Source organism: Marisediminicola sp. UYEF4 (genome assembly GCF_040546025.1).
Taxonomy (GTDB): Bacteria; Actinomycetota; Actinomycetes; order Actinomycetales; family Microbacteriaceae; genus Marisediminicola.
The window spans coordinates 1-21,441 of sequence record NZ_JBEPNA010000027.1; the positions used below are offsets into that span (position 1 = coordinate 1).

Consider the following 21,441-nt stretch of genomic DNA (forward strand, 5'->3'; position numbering starts at 1 on the left):
AATGGACCTCACCCACCGGGCGGAAGTACATCACCGAACCCGCCACGATCATCCAGGCCGGAGTCAACGACAACCTCACACGCGCCCTCAACACGACAGCACGCGACGAAGACCGAGAGAACGAGAAGGACGACGACGAACCGCCACCATTCTGAGAACCAAGGCAGCCCGGGGCTGCCCGGGGCTGCCCGAGGCAGCCCGAGGAGGCGTCTCGAGCTGCTTGATGGTGCAGGAGCGTGCCTCCCGGCCCCGGCCCTGACGCCAACGGAACAACTGGCCAGCACAGGGGAACGCGCGAGCGGCGTGGCGATGACCTTCCGATGACCAGGCTCGACCTCGCCGGGCTTCGCGCCGGCTACGAGGGGTAGCAGCTCGATTCACCCGCGCACGCGAGGCTGCATCGTCTCCAGTTCGGGGTCGAGACCGATGTCGACGAGTTTCAGCAGCCCGGTGAATCTCCGGGCCCGGCCCATCAAAAGCCCTGCTTTGTAGCCGCCGAAGGTCACCGTGACGTCGGCCGGCAGCACGGTCGGATCCGGCACCGAGCCATCGTCGGCCCCGATCCCGCTCGGAATGTCCACGGCGACGATGAGCGGTCGGGCCGTCGAGCCGACGTCCAGTCGCCTGACCGCCGCAAGGATCGCCGCGACAATCTCGCGCGCCCGGCCCCGCAGGGCGGGATCGGCCGCGGATCCGGTGCCGAGGATGCCGTCCACGACGACGTCTGCACCGGCCACGAGGGAGGCGTTGCCGCCGGCATCCGCGGAATCGTGCAGCCGGGCGCCCGCGGCGGTCGCAGCTGCGAGGCCGCCTTCGTGCATCCGGCCGCCCACCGGCACGATCACGACCCGCACGCCCTCGGAGGCGAGCAACGCGCCGGCGAACAGCGCGTCGCCACCGTTGTTGCCGGTGCCGACGAGCAGCACGACGACACGTGCAGAGGTGCCTTCCGGTGCGGAGGGACCCTGACCAGCTGTCACGGACGGTCGAGCCTCCAGCAGCGCACGGATCTCATCGGCAAGGCCCGCGGCAGCGCGCTGCATGAGCGTCTCGCCGGCGGCGAGATGAGGCTCTTCCGCGGCGCGGATCTGGGCCGCCGAGTATCCATCGCGCATGAGATCCACTATTCCACCGTAGTAATTCGATTCGAAATGCGAATCGGAGGGGCGGCATGGCGCGAATGGTCAGGTGTGTGGGGGCAGACTAATAAACTAGGCGTTTGATCGCGTCCGCCTGCAAGGCGATAGGGAGACCCGTTGGACGGAAACGCAACAACGACGCATCGGAACGTGGCGCTGCTGTCGGTGGCAAGCAGGATCGCCCCGCGCGTCACGACGTCCGAGGACATCGACGCCCGTCTCGCGCCAGCGCTCAAGCGACTGCGCCTTCCTCGGGGACTGCTGCAGCGAGTCGCCGGCGTCCACGAACGCCGCAACTGGAACGAAGGCCAACGGTTCGACGACGAGGCGATCGCGGCGGGAAAGCGAGCGCTCAGCGAGGCGGGAATCGATCCGAGCCAGGTGGGCCTGCTCATCAACACCTCGGTGACCCGCAAGCACCTTGAGCCCTCCGTCGCCGTGCGCATCCACCACGGCCTCGGGCTGCCGTCCTCGGCGATCAACTTCGACATCGCCAACGCCTGTCTCGGCTTCGTGAACGGAATGAGCCTCGCCGCCGGACTCATCGACTCCGGCCAGATCAAGTACGCGATCGTCATCGATGGTGAGGATGCCGACGAGATTCAGCACAACACCATCGAACGCCTCATCAACTCCGACCTCGCCCGCAGCGACTTCATGAGCGAATTCGCGAGTCTCACCCTCGGCTCCGGTGCCGCCGCGGCCGTCCTCGGCCCGGCCGACGCGCATCCGGAGGGCCACCGACTGCTCGGCGGCGTCACGAGGGCCGCGACCCAGTTCAACGACCTCTGCGTCGGCAGCGTCGACGGCATGTTCACGAACGCCAAGGCGCTGCTCAAGGGCGGCCTCGACCTGGTCTTCTCGGCCTGGAAGGAGGCCCAGCGTGACTGGAACTGGACGAGCATGGACCGCTACATCATCCACCAGGTCTCCGACGTGCACACCGACTCGATCATCAAGGCGACCGGCATGGACCGCTCGCGCGTGCCACTGACCTACCCGAGGTTCGGCAACGTCGGCCCCGCGTCGATCCCGATCACGCTCGCTGAGGAGTCCTCGAAGCTTGATCGTGGCGACAGGGTGCTCCTCATGGGCGTCGGCTCGGGGCTCAACACCGCGATGATGGAACTCGCCTGGTGAGGTTCCGGATGCCCCGGGCCGCCACGGTCGCGGCCGCGGCGTCCCTGCCGCCGGCCGGACTCGACGGACTCCGCCCGAGCTTCTCCCGACTCGTCGAGGTGGACGAGTCGGGCGTACCCGGTGCGACCCGCGCGGGCACACCTGGTGCGACCCACACCTGGCACCTGCTCGACAACGCGGCGCAGCTTGCCGAGCTGGGCGTCGAGCCCGTCGGCACGGTGCTCTGCGTTCACGGCAACCCGTCCTGGTCGTACGTGTGGCGTGCATTTGTCGCCGGTGCGACGGATGCCGCGGCCCGAGGCGACGAGGCGTGGCGCGTCGTCGCCGTCGACCAGCTCGAGATGGGCTTCTCCGAGCGCACCGGAACCACGCGCACCCTCGAGCGTCGCGTGCGCGATCTTGGCGACCTCACCCGTGCGCTCGACCTGGACGGCCCGGTCACCACCTTCGGCCACGACTGGGGCGGCGTCATCTCGCTCGGGTGGGCCGTCGATCACCCCGAACAGCTCGCGGGAGTCATGCTGCTGAACACCGCCGTACACCAGGACGAGAACGAGCCGATCCCGGCACCGCTGCGCCTGGCCCTGCGACGACCGATCCTGGGCCGCGCGACCGTGTCAACACCCGCCTTCCTCGAGGCGACCCTCGCGCTCGCGCATCCGCCCCTGGCCGCCGCGGTCAAGGCTGGCTACCGCGCCCCCTACCGCCACGCCGAGCTCCGGGGCGGCATCGGCGGATTCGTCGCCGACATCCCGGCCGACGCGGGGCACGAGAGCTTCGCCGAACTCGACCGGATCGCCACTGGCATCCGCAGCCTGGGTGTTCCGAGCCTGCTGCTGTGGGGGCCACGCGACCCGATCTTCAGCGACCGCTACCTCGACGACCTCCTCGAGCGCATGCCGCTCAGCGACGTGCACCGCTTCGAAGGCGCCGGCCACCTCATCGCCGAGGACGCCGACTACGCTCCCGCCGCGCTGGCCTGGCTCGGGGACCAGCGGTCCGATCGCGCAGCCCCCGCCCCGCCCGGCCGAGATGATCACTACCAGCCGCTCTGGCACTACCTCGACGAGCTGCGCGACAGCGACGACACCGCACTCGTCGAGATGGCGCCGAGCGGGTCGGCGTCATCGCGCGTCGCCCCGCAGCCGGGCCCACGGGTCGTCAGCTGGCGGCTGCTCTCGCGCCGGGTTCGCGAGCTCGCCGCCGGCCTCGACCGCGCCGGGGTGCGGCGTGGCGACCGCGTCTCGCTGCTCGTTCCGCCCGGCGCCGACCTCACCGCCGTGCTCTACGCGTGCGTGCGCATCGGCGCGGTCGTCGTCGTCGCGGATGCCGGCCTCGGCCTGCGCGGCCTGACCCGCGCGGTGCGCGGCGCGAGGCCCGACCACGTCGTCGGCCAGGCCAAGGGCCTCACCGCCGCCCTCGCCCTCGGCTGGCCCGGGCGGCGCATCTCGACCACGCGTCTTCCAGACCCTGTGCGCCGCGCGCTCGGCGTCACCCACTGCCTCGCCGACCTCGTCGAGATCGGAGCGGCGTCGCTCGCCACCGGAACGGGCCTTCCGCCGGAACCGGGCCCCGACGATGCCGCCGCGGTGCTCTTCACGTCGGGCTCGACCGGCCCGGCGAAGGGCGTCGTGTACACCCACGCCCAGCTCTCGGGGATCCGCTTTGCCCTCGCCGGGCAGTACGGAGTCGGCCCCGGAACGGGCCTCGTCGCCGGATTCGCTCCCTTCGCCCTGCTCGGCCCCGCGCTCGGCGCGCGCTCGGCCACGCCCGACATGGATGTGACCTCGCCCGGCACCCTTACCGCGATGGCGGTTGCGGACGCCGTCGCCGCGGTCGACGGCACCGTCGTGTTCCTGTCGCCCGCCGCGATCGCGAACGTCGTCGCGACGGCATCCGCCCTCGCCCCGGCTCACCGCGCCAGCCTCGCGGGGGTGCGCGAGTTCCTCTCCGCCGGTGCCCCCGTCTCCGAACCGCTGCTCGCCGCCGCGGCACGGCTCATGCCGGCCGCGGTCGCACATACCCCGTACGGCATGACCGAGGGGCTCCTGCTGACCGACATCACGCTCGACGGCATCCGCGATGCCGCCCGCGATGCCGGCACGCGCGGGGAGGCGGATGCCGGGGGAGTGTGCGTCGGCCTGCCCACGGCCACGACAGCAGTGCGGATCAGCGCGATCGACGGCCTCGGCGTCCCGACCGGCGAGCCCTCCCGGCAGCCGAACGTCACAGGCGAGATCGTCGTGTCGGCCCCGCACATCAAGAACGGCTATGACCGGCTGTGGATCACCGACCGCGCCTCGCGCCTCGGCACGGAGCCTGGCGAACGGTGGCACCGGACCGGAGACGTCGGGCACCTCGACGACGCCGGCCGGCTCTGGGTCGAGGGGCGCCTGCCCCACGTCGCCGTGACCGCGAGCGGCGTCGTGACCCCGGTCGCGACCGAGCAGCGGATCGAGGCCGTCGCGTCGGTCGCGCGCGCCGCAATCGTCGGCGTCGGGCCGCGTGGCACTCAGCAGCTCGTCGGCATCGTCGAGACCGTTGCTGGCGCCCGACGCGTCTCGCTCGCCCCGGAGGATCTCGCCGCGACTGTGCGCCGCGCTGCTGTGCTCCCGCTCGCGGCCGTGCTCGTCGTGCCGGTCCTGCCGACCGACATCCGGCACAACTCCAAGATCGACCGCACGCGGCTCGCCGCCTGGGCCACCGGGGTGCTCTCGGGCGGGCCGATGCGCCAGCCATGAGGGTGCTCGTGACGGGCGCGAGCGGGCTGCTCGGCGGCGCGGTCGCGCGGGCCATTGCCGGCGCGGGGCACGAGGTGCGCACGTTCCAGCGCCGCCCCGCCGGAATTCCCGGCATCGCCGATTCGCTCGGCTCGGTCACCGATCCGGCCGCCGTCGCCGACGCCGTGCGGGGTATGGATGCCGTCGTGCACCTCGCCGCGAAGGTCTCGCTTGCGGGGGACCCGGCCGAGTTCGAGCGGGTGAACGTTGGCGGCACCCGGAATATGCTCGCGGCGGCATCCGGGATGGCATCCGCGCCGGCCTCCGGTGAGCCCGCCCGGTTTGTGCATGTCTCCTCGCCGTCGGTGGCGCACTCCGGAGCCTCGATCATGGGAGACGAGGCGCTCCCGGCAGACCCCGGGGCCGCGCGCGGCGACTACGCCCGCACCAAGGCCGCTGCGGAACTGCTTGCCCTCGCGGCCGACTCACCGCGGCTGAGCGTCGTCGCCATCCGCCCGCACCTCGTCTGGGGGCCCGGCGACACGCAGCTCGTGCAGCGCATCGTCGACCGAGCCCGCTCCGGTCGGCTCCCGCTGCTCGGGCACGGGGCCGCGCTCATCGACACGATCTACGTCGACAACGCCGCCAGCGCGATCGCTGCCGCCCTCGGGCACGCCCCCCGGGTGCACGGCCGCTCCTACGTCGTGACCAACGGCGAGCCCCGACCGGTCGCCGAGATGCTCGCGGGCATCTGCCGCGCCGCCGGTGTCACCCGGCCGAGCGTGAGGATCCCGGCATCCGTCGCCCGCACCGCCGGCTCGCTCGTCGAAGCCCTCTGGCGGGTGCGCCCGGGGCAGGACGAACCGCCGATGACCCGCTTCCTCGCGGAGCAGCTGTCGACCTCGCACTGGTTCGACCAGCGAGCCGTGCGAGCCGACCTGCGCTGGCAGCCGAGTGTGAGCATCGACGAGGGCCTGCGACGGCTTGCGGAGTCCTACGAGCGCTGAACTGGCCGCTATCGGCAGGGCGCAGGTTCGCCGAGCGTGCCTGTCGGCGCCGACTGTGTCCGTAAGAACAGACACGCTCGGCGCGAGGGGGCACTCTCGGCGGTGCGGGCGAAGCTAGCGCCCGGCCTCCACTATTCGCTGGATCTGCGCGGGCGCGGTCTCATCCTGCAGTGAGGTCGTGTCGCCGAGGGGCCGACCGTCGACGATGTCGCCGAGCAGGCGCCGCATAATCTTGCCCGAGCGGGTCTTCGGCAGGTCGGGCACGAGAAAGACGTCCCTGGGTTTCGCGACGGGGCCGATCTGCTCGGCGATGTGCGCCAGCAGGAGCGGCGTGAGCTCGTCCCGGAGGGCGAGCCACGCGGCCGGGTCGCGGGCGTCCGCCGGCGCCACGGCGGGAATCACGAATGCGGCGATCGCGTCGCCCGTTGTCGGATCGGCGACGCCGACGACGCCGGCCTCGCCGACCGCCGGATGGGAGACGAGGGCGGACTCGATCTCGATCGTGGAGAGGCGGTGCCCGGCGACGTTGATCACGTCGTCGACGCGGCCGAGCAGCCAGATGTCGCCGTCGTCGTCGTACTTGGCGCCGTCACCGGAGAAGAAATAGCCCTGCTCGGCGAACCTGGCCCAATACGAGTCGCGGTAGCGTTCCGGGTTGCCCCACACCGTGCGGGCCATCCCCGGCCAGGTGCCGTCGATGACGAGGTAGCCGCCCGACCCGAGAGGCACCTCGTCTCCCGCGTCGTTGACGACACGGGTCGAGAGCCCCGGCAGGGCGCGCAACGCCGAGCCTGGCTTGAGGGTCGAGACGCCCGGCAGCGGAGCCATGATCGCCGCTCCGGTCTCGGACTGCCACCAAGTGTCGACGATCGGCGCGGTGCCGGCCCCGAGATGCTCGCGGAACCACACCCACGCCTCCGGGTTGATCGCCTCGCCGACCGATCCGAGCAGCCGGATGCTCGTCAGGTCGAACTCTGCGGGCACGCCGTCCTGGAACCACGTCATGAACGTGCGGATGAGGGTCGGCGCCGTGTAATACGTCGTCACGCCATACCGCTCGATGATCTCGAAATGCCGGCCGGGATGCGGGGTGTTCGGGGTGCCCTCGTAGATGACCGAAGTGGTGCCGTTCGAGAGCGGTCCGTAGTGCACGTAGGTGTGCGCGGTGACCCAGGCGAGATCGGCCGTGCACCAGTGCACGTCGTCGTCCTTCGCGTCGAAGACCGCCCAGTGGCTCCACGACGCGTGGGTCAGGTAACCGCCGCTCGAGTGCACGAGCCCTTTCGGCTTGCCGGTCGTGCCCGACGTGTAGATGATGAACAGGGGAGTCTCGGCGTCGAAGAACTCCGGCTCGTGGGTGTCGGGGGCGAGGTCGACGCTCTCGTGCCACCAGACATCCCTGCCTGGTGTCCACGGCACGTGGGGCGTCGCGTCGCCGGTGCGGCGGACGACGAGAACGTGCTCGATGGATGCGACGCCGTCGACGGCCGTGTCGGCGGCTGACTTCACCGCGACGGCCGCCCCGCGCCGGTACTGGCCGTCGGTGGTGACGAGGAGCTTCGCGCCGGTGTCCTCGATGCGGAACCGCAGCGCTTCGGCCGAGAAGCCGCCGAAGACGAGCGAGTGCACGGCGCCGACGCGGGCAATGGCCAAGGTGATGATGATGGTCTCCGGGATGACCGGGAGATAGAGAACGACCCGGTCACCCTGCACGATGCCGAGGTCGGTGAGGGTGTTCGCGGCCTTCGCGACTTCGCGCTCGAGTTCGGCGTAGGTGATCGTGCGGCGGTCGCCCGGCTCTCCCTCAAAGTGGAAGGCCACTTTGTCGCCGCGGCCCGCCGCGACGTGCCGGTCGACGCAGTTCACCGCGACATTGAGCCGACCGCCGGCGAACCACTCGGCGCGGGGGATCGACAAGGTGCCGTCGGCCCGGGGCAGTGCGGGCTCCCAGCTGTGGTCGGTGTGCCACGGTTCGGCCCAGTCGAGGCGCTTCGCCTGCTCGGACCAGAACGCCACGGGGTCGGCCGCTGCTCGATCCCACCACGTGCCGTCGACGTTGGCCTGGGCGGCGAAGGCGGCCGGCGCCGGGTAGCGGCGGTTCTCGGTGAGGAGGTTGCGTATGGAGCCGTCGTTCTGGCTCACGCGGGGATCCGGGAGTGCGAGCCCAGCCGGTGCCACGTGCGGTTGTGGTACACGAGCGGCGCGGGCTCGGGGCTCTCGGCGTCGTCGGTGGGCACGTTGCCGCCCTCCGACACGTTGGACTGCAGGGCGTGCACCGCGATGACCGTGGAAGTCCCCGCATCCATCCGGCTGATGATCCGTCCCCGGATCCATACCGGGGCAGCGTGGAACACCGGCTCGCCGGTCACCAGCCGGGACCACTCGGGAGCCTGGGCGAAGCGGTCGATCCCGCTCGTGGCGCCGAGCTGGGCGAGTTCGAGCTGGTCGGCCTCGAGCAGGTGGACAACGACCGTGTCCGACGAGGTGATCGTCGCGGAACTCGAGGACTGCGCGGAGACGGAGAACACGAACAGGGGCGGATCGGCGCTGACCGAGATCACCGAGGTCGCGGTGAGGGCGACCGGCCCCGAGCCATCGTCCGCCGTGATGAGAGACACCCCGGCAGCGTGGTTGCGGAAGGCGGCCTTGAAGTCGCCCGAGGACAGCGAGTCCGCGAAGTGTGCGGCCGCGGCCTGCGCCGGGCCGTGGGCCGGAACCGTCTGGCTGTGGATCGTCACGAGCTGTCCCCTCGATACGTTGGTCGCGGCGCTTCCCGCGTGGTGTGGCGTGGTGTGGTGCTGTCCAACGATGTCGCGCGGGGGGCTGCCGGCGCAAAGCCTGTTACCCCGCGTGACGCCCCTTCGCAGCATCCGGCCCGCACGATAGTGTTCAAGTTATCCTCGGGAAGGTCTCCGGAGTGCCACGAAAGGCCCGCCATGCCGCTTGATCTCACGCCGCAAACCATCACCAACGGCCTCACCATCGCGGTGATCGCCCTGATCTTCCTTGCCGTGCTGTTCACGCTCGTGCGGAGCATCAAGGTTGCGAAGCCCGATGAGGCGATCATCGTCACCTCGCGACAGCGCACCCGGCGGCCGGGCGACGCGCAGACCGAGAACGCCGGCCAGCGGGTCGTCTTCGGCTCGCGGGTCTTCGTCAAGCCGATCGTGGAGGCCCACTTCAAGCTGAGCCTGCGGAGCCGCCAGCTCAACGTGCAGGCGACGGCCCAGACCAGGGACGCCATCACGATCAAGGTCAACGCGGTCGCCGTCGTCAAGGTCGGCGGCTCCGAGTCGATGGTGCGCGCGGCGGCACAGCGATTCCTCAACCAGCAGGACCAGATCGAGTCGTCGACCGAAGAGGTGTTGAGCGGCTCCGTGCGCTCCATCGTCGGGCAGCTCACCGTGACCGAGATCATCACCAACCGCTCCGCGCTGCAAGGTCAGGTGCTCGAGGCCGTGCGCGAGTCGCTCGACGTGCAGGGCCTGGAGATCGACACGTTGCAGATCAAGGAGATCGACGACGACCACGGCTACATCCGCGACCTCGGACGCGGCGAGGCGGCGCGGGTCAAGCAGGTCGCCGAGATCGCCGAGTCCGTCTCGCGCCAGGCCTCGGAGGAGGCCAGGATCGGTGCCGACCAGGCCGTCGCCGAGCAGCAGCGCAAGCTCGACCTGCGCAACGCCGAGATCCAGAAGGAGACCGACAAGGCCAGGGCAGAGGCCGCGGCGGCCAAGCCGCTCGCCGAGGCGATCGCCCAACAGGAGGTCATCTCCCAGCAGGAGGTGACCGCGAGCAAGCGAGTTGGGCTGCGCAAGCAGGAGCTCGACGCCGAGATTCGTGCGGTCGCGGATGCCGAGGCGTACGCGGTCGAGAAGAACGCCGAAGCATCCGCCGCCGCAAGCGTCGCCGCTGCGAATGCCGACCGCGACCGCCGCAAGTCCGCCGCGGAAGCCGTCGAGGCCGAGGGTGTCGCCGAAAAGAACCGCCGCATCGCCGCGGCCCAGGCACTGCAGGCCGAGGGCGAGGCCGAGGCCAACTCGATCCGGGTATAGGGAGCCGCCGAGGCCGAAGCGACCAGGGCCCGCGCGGATGCCCTCGACGAGCGTGCTGAGGACCTGCTCCGCCAGCAGATCATCAGCCAGCTGCCCGAAATTGTGCGCGCGGCATCCGAACCGCTCTCGGCGATCGGCACCATGACGATCATCGCGACGGACGGGAGCGGAACCGAGCAGGTCGGGCAGAGCGTCGCGAGCCAACTCGCCACCTCGACGCAGATCATCCGGGACCTGGTCGGCATCGACCTCTCCGAGATCATCACCGGGCGGTCGACGGGCAGCGCGGTGGGCAAGGCGATCGGAGAGAATCTCACGATGGCCGGCGTGCGCGTTCCGGCTCCCAGTGAATCGTCAGGCAACGCTCCGGTTGAGAGTGTTTAGTAAGGAGACCTGACGCGTGGGCGCGGTGGTGCAATCCGATCGCAGCCGCGATCCGAAGATCCTCCGAAGGTACGCCCTCGTCCCAGCCGCAGAGAGGTACACAACCGTGGCAACTCAGACCGCCCTCGACGCGATGCGTGACGCCCGATCCATTCTGGAAGGAATCCGCAGCGCGGACGACCTGACCGTCGCGGCCAGTCGCGATGGCGGCACGAGAGCGGTCCGCCTCCTCGCGCAGGCCGCAAACGATACGAGCGACCAGCTCACCGCCATCGCCGCCGTGCACTCCCTCGCCCAGGTCTTCGACGAGTCGGCCGATGAGGTGCTGATCGGCCTGCTGTCGCACAATGAGCAGTTCCTGCGGGAGCACGCGGCCTGGGCCTTCGGGGCTCGCCTGCCGCGCTTCGACGCGATCGCCGGCCTCGCCGCAATGGTCATCGCAGGCGGGTTCTCGGGCATGCTCGCCCAGCGCACCCTCGAGCAGTGGGGGAGCTCCGCTCCGGAACACGTCGGGCTGTCCCTCGAGGGGGCTGTGCTCGGCGTCGACGACGCGAGCGCACGGTCACGCCTCGTGGAGACCATCGGGCTCATCCCCGGCCGCATTCCCGAACGACTCCTCCGGCGCATCGCCGCCGACGCCGACGAAGCCACCGAGGTGCGCGCGGTCGCGATTGCCGGCCTCGGCGACCGCGACCCCAACGACGCGATTACCCGCGTGGTCACGGGCCTTGTCAACGGCACCGGCGAGCTCGCCGACGTGGCCAGGCTGGCCCTGCTCGACCTCACGGCGGGTGTGAACCCCCGCGCTCCGTGGAGCCAGGGGCTCACGATCGCCCAGCTGTTCCTGCACGCCGACATCGACCGTGCCCTGTCGCAGGTCGGGGCGGGCGACAACGGGGGGATCGCGACGCTCCTCGTTCGGCTTGGCGACGCCCTCGTGGCCGGCGACCCGACCTCCGACGTGGCGAACGCGCTCGACCGTGACGAGCAGGTGAGCCGCGTGCTGACCCTGTCGCGCGGCAGCTCCGCCGACGCGCTCGCCTGCCTCTCCGAGGTCGGCTCGACCCTGGCGGGTCACGCCTTCGCCTCGGTACCGTTCCAGGGCGAGCCGGTGCAGCTCGCCGACGCCTGGCCGCGTCGGATCGCCGCGCAGCGGGGCATCCGGCGCGTGCTGCGCGCCGCGGGCACCGTCGACGCCATCCACCTCAGGATGGCCGACATCGGCACCCTCGCGGCCACGACCGTCGCGCGCGAACTCGAGATCCCGGTCGTCTTCACCGTCGCCCCCGACCCGCACGGCGTCATTCATTCGCTCGACGCGAGCGGGACCCTCACCCGGGCGAACTTCGGCACCGTCGACGAGCGTGAGCACTTCTGGTTCCGCGCCCGACTCGTGCAGCGTCTCGCCGCCGACGCCGCCCACACGGTGCTGTTCCCGCGGGCCGACCTCGGCCGCACGATGCGCGACCTCGTCGGCATCGACATTGCCGCCCACCCCGAACGGCACTCCGTGGTCGCCGAGGGTATCGATATCGCTGTCATTGAGGCCGCCTCCGCCGACGCTCGAACAGGGGCGCAGGCGAGAGACGAGACGCCCGCCCTACCCGCATTCGAGACCCTCGACGCGCTGCTGTCAGGCCTGCCCGACTCCCGCAGGACGCTCCCGCTCGCCATCACCGTTGGCCGCCTCCACAGGGTCAAGGGCATGGCCACGCTCGTCGAGACCTGGGCGGCGGACGCGCAGCTGCGCGAGCGATGCAACCTCCTCATCATCGGGGGCGACCTCGACAATCCCTCTGCCGACGAACGCGAGCAGCTCGATCGGATCACCGCGGCCCTGCCCGGTGGCGACGCCGGGGCCAGCGGGCTGATCCTCGCGGGGCACCGTGCCAATGACACCGCAGCCCGCTGGCTCGCCGCGGCCAGGTTCGGCCGGCCCGGTCTCGCGGCACCGCACGGCGTCTACGTCTGCGCGAGCATGAAGGAAGAGTTCGGGATCGCCCTGCTCGAGGCAATGGCGACGGGACTGCCCGTCGTGGCGCCGGCCGCGGGCGGGCCGGCCACCTACGTCGAGCAGGGAGTCACCGGGTTCCTCGTCGATACGAGCGACCGCGCAGCTCTCGCCGCTGGGATCTCCGACGCCCTCGACGCCGCGGTCGGACCATTCGGTCCGGAGAATGCCCGGCGGGCGAGTGACATGGTCGCCGGCACCTTCACGATCCAGGCCATGGCCACGACGCTCGCGACCGTGTACCGTGACGTCGCGGGTGCGAACGAGGTCATCGACTGGGCGTTGAGCACGTCGTGACCCTGCTGATCATCAGCCCCGACTACGCGTCACACCTCTACCCGCTCGCCACACTGGGAACGGCGTGGCAGGCCGCGGGGGAGCGGGTCGTCGTCGCGACCGGACCGGCGACGCACACGATCGTGGAGTCCTTCGGATTCGAGCGGGTGCACCTCCAGCTCGGCCGCGGCTCCAACCCGGGGGTCATCCGCGCCGAGGACCAGCCCACCGGCGAGGATGATGCCCTGCGCGGCTTCTTCGATGCCACCCGCGTCGGGATGGTTGAGACGCTCGCCTTCCAGGCGGCCGCCCGCAGCGACGATCTGCTCTGGAACCCCGTCGCTGTCGCACGTGATGTGCAGAGGATCGTCGCCGAGGTTCGCCCCGACCACGTGATCGTCGACCACCTCGCGTTCAGCGCCCGGCTCGCGCTCGCCAGCGCGGGAATCGCCCACGCCGACGTCGTGCTCGGGCATCCTTCCGCGCTGCCGGTCGGCGGCGAGGTCTACGGCTATCCGCCGGCGTGGCCGCGCGCCTTCGACCCGTCCCACGATGATCTTGAGTCGCTGCTGCGGCTCTGCGAGCGCGTGCGCGACGACTTCACCGCGCAGTGGAACGACGCGCTCCGCCAACTTGACCCGGATGCCGTCCCGAGCAGCGACGCGTTCGCCGAAAGCGGCGACCTGCTCCTGCTCAACTACCCGGAGGAACTCCACGATCCCGCCCGCGGTGAGCTCCTGCCGCCGCACGCCTTCCTCGGGTCGGCCGTGCGCACTGAGGCGCCCGACGAGGAGGTGGAAGCCTGGCTCGCCGAGAACGACATCCCCGTCGTATACGTCAGCTTCGGCAGCTTCCTCTCCGTACGCGGCGACGTGCTGGCGCGCGTGGCCGAGGCCCTCCGCGGGCTCGAGGTGCGAGTCGCGCTCGCGACAGGCTCGACGCCCACGGAGGATCTTGGCGCCCTCCCGTCGACCTGGCTCGTGCGCGGCTTCCTCCCGCAGGTGCGCCTACTCGACCACTCGTGCCTCGCGGTCTCGCACGGAGGGAACAACTCGGTGACCGAATCGATGACGGCCGGGGTTCCGATGCTGTTGTTGCCGTTCTCGACCGACCAGTTCGCGGGCGCGGCGGCGATCGAGGCGGTGGGGTTCGGCGAAGCGCTCGATCCGAACAGCGCTTCCGCGTGGGAGCTGCGCGCTGCCGCCGAGCGGATCCTCTTGGCATCCGGAGCGAACCGCCAGGCCCTTGCGCGGCTCGGGGAGTCGCTGGCGCGCGGCGCCGGTCCACGGCGTGCTCGCGAGGCGCTGCTCACGGCCGCCCCGATCGGCTGAGAACGATATTCGTGGGTTAGAATCGAGCCTTGCACCGGGAGCCTCGCGCGCTAGTGGTTGGATCGCCATCACCCGGCCGCCTGGGCCGCGGCGGAGGAGGGGCGGATGCGCAAGGCCTTTGGAGTCACCCGACTCGTCGCTGGCGCCCTCGGCATCCTTGTGCTCGCACTGCATCTCGACTACAGCCTCGGATCCGGCTCCTCGGCCCTGCCCAACTTCTTCAGCTACTTCTCGATGCAGAGCGCAATCGCCGGGGTGATCCTCTGGCTGATCGGTGGCGTGATCGCCCTGCGGCGGTCGGCGGATCCGCGCTGGCTGATGACCGCGAGGATGCTCGTGACGACCTACCTGCTCGTGTCCGGTGTCGTCTACACGATCATCGTGGCGCAGGCAGTTGCCAGGGGCGTGTCGATCCAGGTTCCGTGGACGAGCCAGGTGCTGCACTACTGGATGCCCGCGTACGCCCTCGTCGACTGGCTCCTCGCGCCCCGGCGGGCGAGCATCCGCTGGATCTCGCTCCGGGGAGTGCTCGCGTTCCCGATCGCATGGGGCGCGTTCACAATGGTGCGCGGGGCAATGGTCGGGTGGTACCCGTACTTTTTCCTCGACCCGTACCAGGTGAGTGGACCGGCCGAATTCGCGGCCTACGGCGCGATCGTCCTGTCGTTCATCATGCTGGTCGCGGTACTGCTGATTCTCGCCAGCCGCTACCTGCCCCGCCCGGGCCGCCCGCCCGGGCTCGACCTCGACAGGCCGCGGCGCGGCGCATCAGGCCGGCGAGAACGGCTCGAGGCTCACTCTGGCCCGCAGGATGACCTCCTCGTCGTCCAGCTCGGCAAGGGCGGCGGCCCTCTCCGCGCCGACGAGCCCGACAAGAATCGGTGACCCAGTCACCGGTTCGAGGTTGATCCACCGGGTGATGTCGAGGTCGCCGCCGACCACCGTCCAGTGCACCGCGTCGGTGTTCCAGAACGCCTCATCGAATCGCAACCAGACCTTGTCGACCGTGCCGACCTCGAGTCCGATCATCGCGATGGTGTGGCTGAGCGGCAACTGCGGGTCGAACTTGATGTCCCGGCTCTTGAGCACCCCGAGCGGAACTGCGACGACAACGCGGTCGGCCTGAAGGGATTCTCCCGTCGCGAAGCGGATGCTTACACCCTCGTCGCCGTATGCGACCTCGGAGACGATGTTGCTCGTCCAGACCGCGATGGAGTCGAGGGCATCGCTCACGAGCGTCTGAAAGCCGCCGAGCACGATCGTGTCGGCGGTGCGCGTCCCATCGGCGAGGCCGAAGCGCACAGACAGCTCATCGGGGTCCGCGCCGAAACGGAGGGCGACGTCGTTGCGGAGGTAACTCTGCAGCCAATCGGCGTCGCCCACCAGTGCGTCCTCCGGCCGGTCGGCCGGTGGCACCAGATCGAGCGCGCTCGCGAGCGTGACGTCGCCGGGGAGCGCGGCGGCGGCGCTAATCGCGCCGGCGACAATCTCGGCGCCGACGGTCGACTCCTCGAGTTCGACACCGTCGGGGGTGCGGATGGCCCGCGCGGCGTCGAGCTCCTGCGTCTCGATGTCCAGCCGAGACAGCTCGGCGACGATCTCGGGGGAGGTCGCCGAGTCGAAGCGGCCGGCGCCGAGTTCGACCGGCACTGCCCAGTCATCCGAATCGACGGTTTTGATGCGCCCTCCGACGCGCTCGCTCGCCTCGAGCACGGTCACGTCAAACCCAGCGTCGACGAGGGACCTGGCGGCGGCGGCGCCGGCGGCACCGGCGCCAATCACGGCGATCCGCTCGGTCGGATCCGCCGTTGCGATGATCTCCTCGGCCGCGCGCCTCCCCGAGTCCCAGGCGCCGGCGACCGTTCCCGGCTGCGCCGTGGAGGTCGCCTCACCGGCGAAGAAAACCCGGTCGGCAACCGGACGGGCCAGGGAGTCGCGCTGGTCGGGATTCGAGCCGACGCCGAGAAAGCTGAATGCGCCGAGGGCGAAGGGATCCGTCGACCACGACGAGCGCACCATGCCGGCGGGCTCGGGAATCGGGAGGTCGTCGGGGGTCGTGGTCGGCGTCGGACGCGGCTCCGGCCCGGTGCACGCACTCACCGCCACGAGAGTGAGGCTCGTTGCCGCGCCGACGATGAAGCTGCGTCGCTGCACGAGTGCCTCCCTTCGGCCCGACGCGTTGGTCAGGCCGCCCCGGTCACCCAATTGTCTCTCACCTTGGCGGTTCCGTGTCGTGCGCGCGCCTGCCGGGGTGGGAAGAGGGGGCTCCTGCCGGCGCGCGCAGGTGCACAACACACGCCGTCATCCGGTGCAACAGACCGACCAGTTACCAGCGAATTCAAGGGGCGCGCTCGCCATGAGACAACTGATAGCCTCAACTTCTACTATGACCGGGAACCCGAACCCTTTCACTGCACAGACGGTCGCCAGCGCCGCTGCGACCCCGTTCGGCGTGAGCTCGAATCGCCGTGAGGGTCGGGCATGAGGCGCCGGCCGGTCGTCATCGCGATCATTCTCCTCGCCGTCGCCGCGGTGATCACCGTGATCGCGATTGCGATCATCGGTCCCGGCGACCGGGACGCGCCGACATCGACCTCGGACAGGAGCTCCGAGGTTCCGGAATCCGGGGAGGCATCGACTCCGTCGCTTCCGCTGCCGGACGCTGACGGGTCGCTCGTCACGGCCCCGCTGCCGGAGTCGGGCTCCGCCGAGGGGGAGTTCGTCGAGGGCTTCCCGCAGGAGATCATCCCCCTCGCGCCCGACTCGGAGATCGAGAGCACCTCACTCGCGGTCGAAGGGGACCGGGAGCAGGTGGGGCTCGTCGCGGCGTCGAACGGGGCAGCGAGCGCGGTCGTCGACTACTACCGCTCGGTCTTCACCTCGCTCGGACTCACCGAACGGGAGACGGATGCCGTGGCGGGATCCACCGCGCTCGTCTTCACCCGCGGCGCCGACAACATCACCCTGACCGTTGCGGACCGTGCCGATGGCGCGGACTACACGGTCGTGGGCGTGTTCACGGCGAAGTGATCGGGGAGACCGCGTGTACATCTCGCTGAGGAGCACACCCGACGACATGCGACCCCAGGGCCCCGGCAGGGGTGCCAAGGTCTCATCGGTTGTCATCACCCTCGGCATCGTGAGCATGCTCACGGACATCTCCTCCGAGTCGGTGTCGGCAATACTGCCGCTCTACATCACGGGCGTCATCGGCCTTTCGACTATCGCCTACGGCTTCCTGGACGGCATCTACCAGGGCATCAGCGCCTTCGTGCGCATCGCTGCCGGCTGGGCATCGGACCGGGGCGGGCAACCAAAATGGGTGGCATTCTTCGGGTACGGGCTGTCGGCGCTCGCGCGGGTCGGACTGCTCTTCGCGAGCGGGTTCGCCGCGCTCACGGCCGTCATCACCGTTGACCGCTTGGGCAAGGGCATCCGCACCGCTCCTCGCGACGCGTTGATCAGCGCCTCATCCGAACCCGGCAACCTCGGCAGGTCGTTCGGCATCCACCGGATGCTGGACACCGTCGGCGCCGCGCTCGGACCGCTGCTTGCCTTCGTGATCCTCCTCCTCATCCCCGATGGCTACACCACCGTCTTCGTCGTGTCCCTCGCCTTCGCCATCCTCGGCGTGGCACTGCTCGGCATCGTCGTGCCGAACACTCGCCCCAGCGGAGCCGCCGCAACGGCGGCACCTGCCGACGCGCCACGATTCCGGTGGCGACAGCTCACCGATCCACGGTTGCGGCGGCTCCTCATCGCGGCGGGGCTGCTCGGGCTATTCACGATCGGCGACGGGTTCATCTATCTGCTGCTGCAGAGCCGCGGAGCGTTCGCGGCGGAGTATTTCCCGCTCCTCTACGTCGGGACCAACCTCGCCTTCCTCGCCCTCGCTATTCCAATCGGGCGTTTGGCCGACCGGGTCGGTCGCGCGCGCATCTTTGTGGTCGGGCATCTGGCGCTCCTGGCAGCGTATGTGGTCGCCGCGCTTCCTGTCACTGGCGCGCCATTCACCATCCTCGCCCTCCTGCTCCTCGGCATGTTCTACGCTGCAACCGACGGCATCCTCGCCGCACTCGCGTCGCAATTCACCCCCAAGGAGGCGACCGCGACTGGAATCGCTGCCGCCCAGACTGTCGTCGCGGTGTCCCGGCTTGTGGCCTCGACCGGATTCGGGCTCCTCTGGTTCCTCTACGGCAGCCAGACCGCCGTCGTCAGCGTCGCCGTCGCGATGGTATTCGTGATCCCTGCGGTGGCCTTGCTGCTCCGCCGCACTACGACGGCCGGAGCAAGACCATGACGAGCCGGTCGCGCTGGTGGCTGATTGCGGCGATCACGATCGTGCTTCTGGTCTCGACGACTGCGTTCGCGGTGGTCGAGTGGCAGCGATACCGGGACTCGCAAAGCGCACCGAGTGTTGTCGACGTCATCAGCGCGGGGCCGGTGCTCACGGGCCCCCGGGTCGTGTTCCGCAATACCGCGCCGGGCTCCAACTACGGCCGCGTGGCCGCCGTTCCGCTTGAGGCGCCCGCTGGTCCGCGCACAATCGCCGACCTCGTGTGCGATCGCGTGGATGCATCCCCGACCCGCACGCTCTGCCTGCGGGTCAATCGCGGCATCGTGACGAACTTCGAGGCCACGACCTACGACGCAGACGGCGAGCAGGAGCGCAGGTGGTCCCTCCCGGGCATCCCGAGCCGAGCCCGGCTCTCGGACGACTCAGAACGCATCGCCACGACGTCCTTCGTCACGGGACAGTCCTACGCCACGATCGGTTTCTCAACCGCCACCGACGTGTCTGATGTCGCGGGCACGCAGCAGGACAACCTCGAGGAGTTCGAGTTCATCGTCGACGGCGAACGGGTGACGAGCGTCGACCGCAACTTTTGGGGGGTCACCTTTGCCGGGGCTGACACGTTCTATGCGACGGCGGCCTCCGGCGGGAATAGATGGCTGGTGCGCGGCGACCTTTCCGAACGAACTCTCGTCGCCATCAGGGACGGCGTTGAGTGCCCGTCGATCTCTCCCGACGGCACCCGCCTCGCCTACAAGAAGGACCTCGGATCCGGCGAGGTCCTGTGGGCCATCGCCGTGCTCGATCTCGCGACCGGTGCCGAGATCGTGCTCCCGAGTGAGCGGAGCGTTGACGACCAGGTCGAATGGCTCGACGACAGCACCGTACTCTACGGGCTTCCCCGCATCGACGCGGTCGGTGACAACGACATCTGGGCAGTCGCCGCAGACGGGACGAGCGAACCCGTCGTCTTCATAGAACATGCCTGGTCACCCGCCGTCGTTCGTGAGGGGTGACGGGTGACACGGGGGCCGCAGCGGCCGACTCGCGTCCTGGACTCGCCACCACATCGACCATGGCGGGCCTCCAGGGCGCAACCAGACGACAGATCGAACCCCGAATACTCCCCGCGCGCAGTTCGGTGGTGGGTCGCGGGGGTGGTTGCACTCGCTGTTGTCGTGGCCGGAATTGGAGTCGGCATCGGGAACTCGGCCTCTGACACTCCCGGGGTCGGAGGTCGCAGCCAACGGTCGGTCGACTCTGCGGAGCCTGCTCCACCTCAATCGTGGCCAGATGAATCGAATACTGGCGTGCCGGAGGGCACGATGCTCCAGCCATACGACGGACCGTTCAGGGTGACCACGGCGGGCACCGTCATCGACGGCTACGAGATCAACGGAACGCTGACGATCAGTGCGTCGGATGTCACGATCAAGAATTCGCGCATCACGGGTCGGATCGACACGGGGGATTCGAACGGTAATCCGCGCACCATGATTCAGCGGGTGGAGATTATTGGGCCGTATGACAGTGCTGCCGATGGTGGTTTCGCTGCCGTGGGGTACACCGGGTTCACCTGCGATGGGTGCAACGTGCGTGGCTGGGGCAAGGGATTCGCCCTGGTGGAGGATGCGGTGGTGAAGAACTCGTGGGTGCATGACATCGTCGTGCACGGTGATCCGGCCAACGGTGGGAGCCACAACGAGACCATCATCAGTTTGGGTGGCAGCAACTTCCAGATTCTGAACAACCGTTTGGATGCTGGTGACGCACCGAACGTGTCGGCCTCGTTGGCGCTGTATAGCCAGTTGGCGCCGTTCAATAACGTGCTTGTTCAGGGGAACCTGTTCGATGGTGGCGGGTACTGCGTGTATGCGGGCTTGGCCGGGTCGTACGGTGCCAGCAACACGAAGTTCATTGACAACACCTTCGGGAACAAGTACTCCTCGAAGTGCGGCGGCTACGGGCCCGCAATCGCCTTCCAGACAGGCAACGGCAATGCCTGGACCGGGAATGTGTTCCAAAGTTCAGGTCGCGCGGTTCGGACCCCGAGCGGGTGATCACCGTTTCGATGACCGATCGTCGCTGACGCCCCGAACTGGTGGCATGGGCTAGCTCTCGCTGCCTGCTAACCTCAAGCCGTTGGGGTGGTTCTGGATCCGGGGGGATTTCCATGTTGAGTTCTGTGTACCGTACGTCGATTGCCGCGTTGGCGGCGCTGTTGCTGATATCGGGGGCGGCGGTGACCGCCCCGGTGGGCGCGGCGGTCGCGTCGGAGGTGTCGCCGGTGTACAAGAATGCGTACTCGCCGGTGGTGTACGAGCTCGATGTGAACGATAAGCCGGTGCCGATTAGTTTCGAGCGGTGGAGCGGCTTCTATGAGCGCCAGGTTCCGGTGGCGACATGGACGGATTATGTGAAGTATCCATGGTCTTCGTCGATCTATGCGGTGACATTCTGGCCGGGCGGGGAAGCGGCGTGGCAGTGGGACCGGCTGACTTTCGCGCAGTGGCAGACCGCGGGTGCGCCGAAGGCTCGGGTGGCTGGTTGGATTAAGGGCAGCACCTATCACCAGTGGGGCTCCTCCTCCGATCTGTTCATCAAGGGAGCAGATGGTGTCGTCCATAGGCTCGCCCCGGACGACTGGAAGGCGTCGGGCTACCGAGCCTTTGATCGGCTCTCGAATGTGGGATTCGCCAAGTTGTCGTGGTCGCCGGAGATCGCTAAAATGACCAACCTTCAGCTTGGCGCGGGGAGTCCGATCAACTATCAGCAGTGGGCGGCCGAGGGACTGCCAACGCCACGTGCGACCGTTCGGATCGCGGGGGACCAGTTCTACCAGTTCTCGGGGAGCTCGACGATCTGGTACGCCGGACCCACCGTCAACCGCCCGGTGAGCTACCAGGAGTGGCGGGCTGCGGGCGCACCCCAGCCGACCATTCGCCCGAGCTCCGAGACAAGCCCGCCCCTGCCTGCTCCTGCGCCTGCTCCTGCGCCTGCTCCTGTGCCTGCTCCTGTGCCTGCGCCGGCTCCGGTGTCGTCGGGGTGGCCGGATGCGTCGAATACTGGTGTTCCTGCTGGGGT

Annotated in this window: 16 protein-coding genes and 1 pseudogene; 13 read left to right on the top strand and 4 right to left on the bottom strand. The window is 69.5% G+C overall.

The annotated features are described in order from the left end of the window. Nucleotides 1-377 precede the first annotated feature (377 nt). The gene (locus ABIB15_RS14690; protein ID WP_354480238.1) at nt 378-1,115 is read right to left on the bottom strand and encodes an NAD(P)H-hydrate epimerase; all 738 of its coding nucleotides are present in this window, start codon (nt 1,113-1,115) and stop codon (nt 378-380) included. 141 nt (nt 1,116-1,256) lie between these two features. Between ABIB15_RS14690 and ABIB15_RS14695 the strand changes: the two genes are divergently transcribed. Genes ABIB15_RS14695 through ABIB15_RS14705 form a run of 3 tightly spaced genes read left to right on the top strand, consistent with a single transcriptional unit; the run spans nt 1,257 to nt 6,006 of the window. After that, nucleotides 1,257-2,279 carry a 3-oxoacyl-ACP synthase III gene (locus tag ABIB15_RS14695; protein ID WP_354480241.1) on the top strand — a complete coding sequence of 341 codons (1,023 nt, stop codon included), beginning with the start codon at nt 1,257-1,259 and terminating at the stop codon, nt 2,277-2,279. Nucleotides 2,280-2,287: 8 nt separating this feature from the next. Further along, nucleotides 2,288-5,020 carry an alpha/beta fold hydrolase gene (locus ABIB15_RS14700; protein WP_354480244.1) on the top strand — a complete coding sequence of 911 codons (2,733 nt, stop codon included), beginning with the start codon at nt 2,288-2,290 and terminating at the stop codon, nt 5,018-5,020. Then, nucleotides 5,017-6,006 carry an NAD-dependent epimerase/dehydratase family protein gene (locus ABIB15_RS14705; protein WP_354480247.1) on the top strand — a complete coding sequence of 330 codons (990 nt, stop codon included), beginning with the start codon at nt 5,017-5,019 and terminating at the stop codon, nt 6,004-6,006. Before ABIB15_RS14700 ends, ABIB15_RS14705 begins: the two co-directional genes overlap by 4 nt. 114 nt (nt 6,007-6,120) lie before the next feature. On the opposite strand, the gene acs is transcribed toward ABIB15_RS14705, so the two are convergent. Both acs and ABIB15_RS14715 read right to left on the bottom strand, forming a co-directional pair. Next, on the bottom strand, nt 6,121-8,148 hold the full coding sequence (gene acs, locus ABIB15_RS14710) for an acetate--CoA ligase (protein ID WP_354480250.1): 2,028 nt from the start codon (nt 8,146-8,148) through the stop codon (nt 6,121-6,123). After that, nucleotides 8,145-8,738 (bottom strand): flavin reductase family protein, encoded by a 594-nt coding sequence (locus ABIB15_RS14715; RefSeq protein WP_502908992.1) that lies wholly within the window; start codon nt 8,736-8,738, stop codon nt 8,145-8,147. The genes acs and ABIB15_RS14715 overlap by 4 nt, the downstream gene beginning before the upstream one ends. Nucleotides 8,739-8,942: 204 nt before the next feature. Between ABIB15_RS14715 and ABIB15_RS14720 the strand changes: the two genes are divergently transcribed. The 5 genes and pseudogenes from ABIB15_RS14720 (at nt 8,943) to ABIB15_RS14740 (ending at nt 14,948) form a co-directional block, all read left to right on the top strand. Next, on the top strand, nt 8,943-10,061 hold the full coding sequence (locus ABIB15_RS14720) for an SPFH domain-containing protein (RefSeq protein ID WP_354480253.1): 1,119 nt from the start codon (nt 8,943-8,945) through the stop codon (nt 10,059-10,061). A gap of 15 nt (nt 10,062-10,076) precedes the next feature. After that, a pseudogene (locus ABIB15_RS14725) lies at nt 10,077-10,445 on the top strand (flotillin domain-containing protein); the annotation flags it as partial. Nucleotides 10,446-10,551: 106 nt separating this feature from the next. Further along, complete coding sequence (locus tag ABIB15_RS14730; RefSeq protein ID WP_354480254.1) at nt 10,552-12,753, top strand: glycosyltransferase; 2,202 nt, start codon at nt 10,552-10,554, stop codon at nt 12,751-12,753. After that, nucleotides 12,750-14,063, top strand: coding sequence for a glycosyltransferase (locus tag ABIB15_RS14735; protein WP_354480257.1), 1,314 nt, complete (start codon nt 12,750-12,752; stop codon nt 14,061-14,063). Before ABIB15_RS14730 ends, ABIB15_RS14735 begins: the two co-directional genes overlap by 4 nt. A 105-nt stretch (nt 14,064-14,168) precedes the next feature. Further along, the gene (locus ABIB15_RS14740; protein WP_354480259.1) at nt 14,169-14,948 is read left to right on the top strand and encodes a Pr6Pr family membrane protein; all 780 of its coding nucleotides are present in this window, start codon (nt 14,169-14,171) and stop codon (nt 14,946-14,948) included. On the opposite strand, the gene ABIB15_RS14745 is transcribed toward ABIB15_RS14740, so the two are convergent. Next, nucleotides 14,832-16,217, bottom strand: coding sequence for a flavin monoamine oxidase family protein (locus ABIB15_RS14745; protein WP_354480262.1), 1,386 nt, complete (start codon nt 16,215-16,217; stop codon nt 14,832-14,834). The two genes, ABIB15_RS14740 and ABIB15_RS14745, sit on opposite strands and share 117 nt — an antisense overlap. Before the next feature lie 327 nt (nt 16,218-16,544). On the opposite strand from ABIB15_RS14745, the gene ABIB15_RS14750 reads away from it, so the two are divergent. The 5 genes from ABIB15_RS14750 to ABIB15_RS14770 all read left to right on the top strand — a co-directional run. After that, the gene (locus ABIB15_RS14750) at nt 16,545-17,093 is read left to right on the top strand and encodes a hypothetical protein (protein WP_354480265.1); all 549 of its coding nucleotides are present in this window, start codon (nt 16,545-16,547) and stop codon (nt 17,091-17,093) included. Nucleotides 17,094-17,106: 13 nt separating this feature from the next. Continuing rightward, complete coding sequence (locus ABIB15_RS14755) at nt 17,107-18,363, top strand: MFS transporter (RefSeq protein ID WP_502908991.1); 1,257 nt, start codon at nt 17,107-17,109, stop codon at nt 18,361-18,363. Next, nucleotides 18,360-19,373, top strand: coding sequence for a TolB-like translocation protein (locus ABIB15_RS14760; RefSeq protein ID WP_354480267.1), 1,014 nt, complete (start codon nt 18,360-18,362; stop codon nt 19,371-19,373). Before ABIB15_RS14755 ends, ABIB15_RS14760 begins: the two co-directional genes overlap by 4 nt. A gap of 294 nt (nt 19,374-19,667) precedes the next feature. After that, a complete protein-coding gene (locus ABIB15_RS14765) occupies nt 19,668-20,417 on the top strand; it encodes a right-handed parallel beta-helix repeat-containing protein (RefSeq protein WP_354480270.1) in 750 nt (249 codons plus the stop codon). 113 nt (nt 20,418-20,530) lie between these two features. Then, nucleotides 20,531-21,441: hypothetical protein (locus tag ABIB15_RS14770; RefSeq protein ID WP_354480272.1), on the top strand; the 911-nt coding region annotated here is incomplete at its 3' end.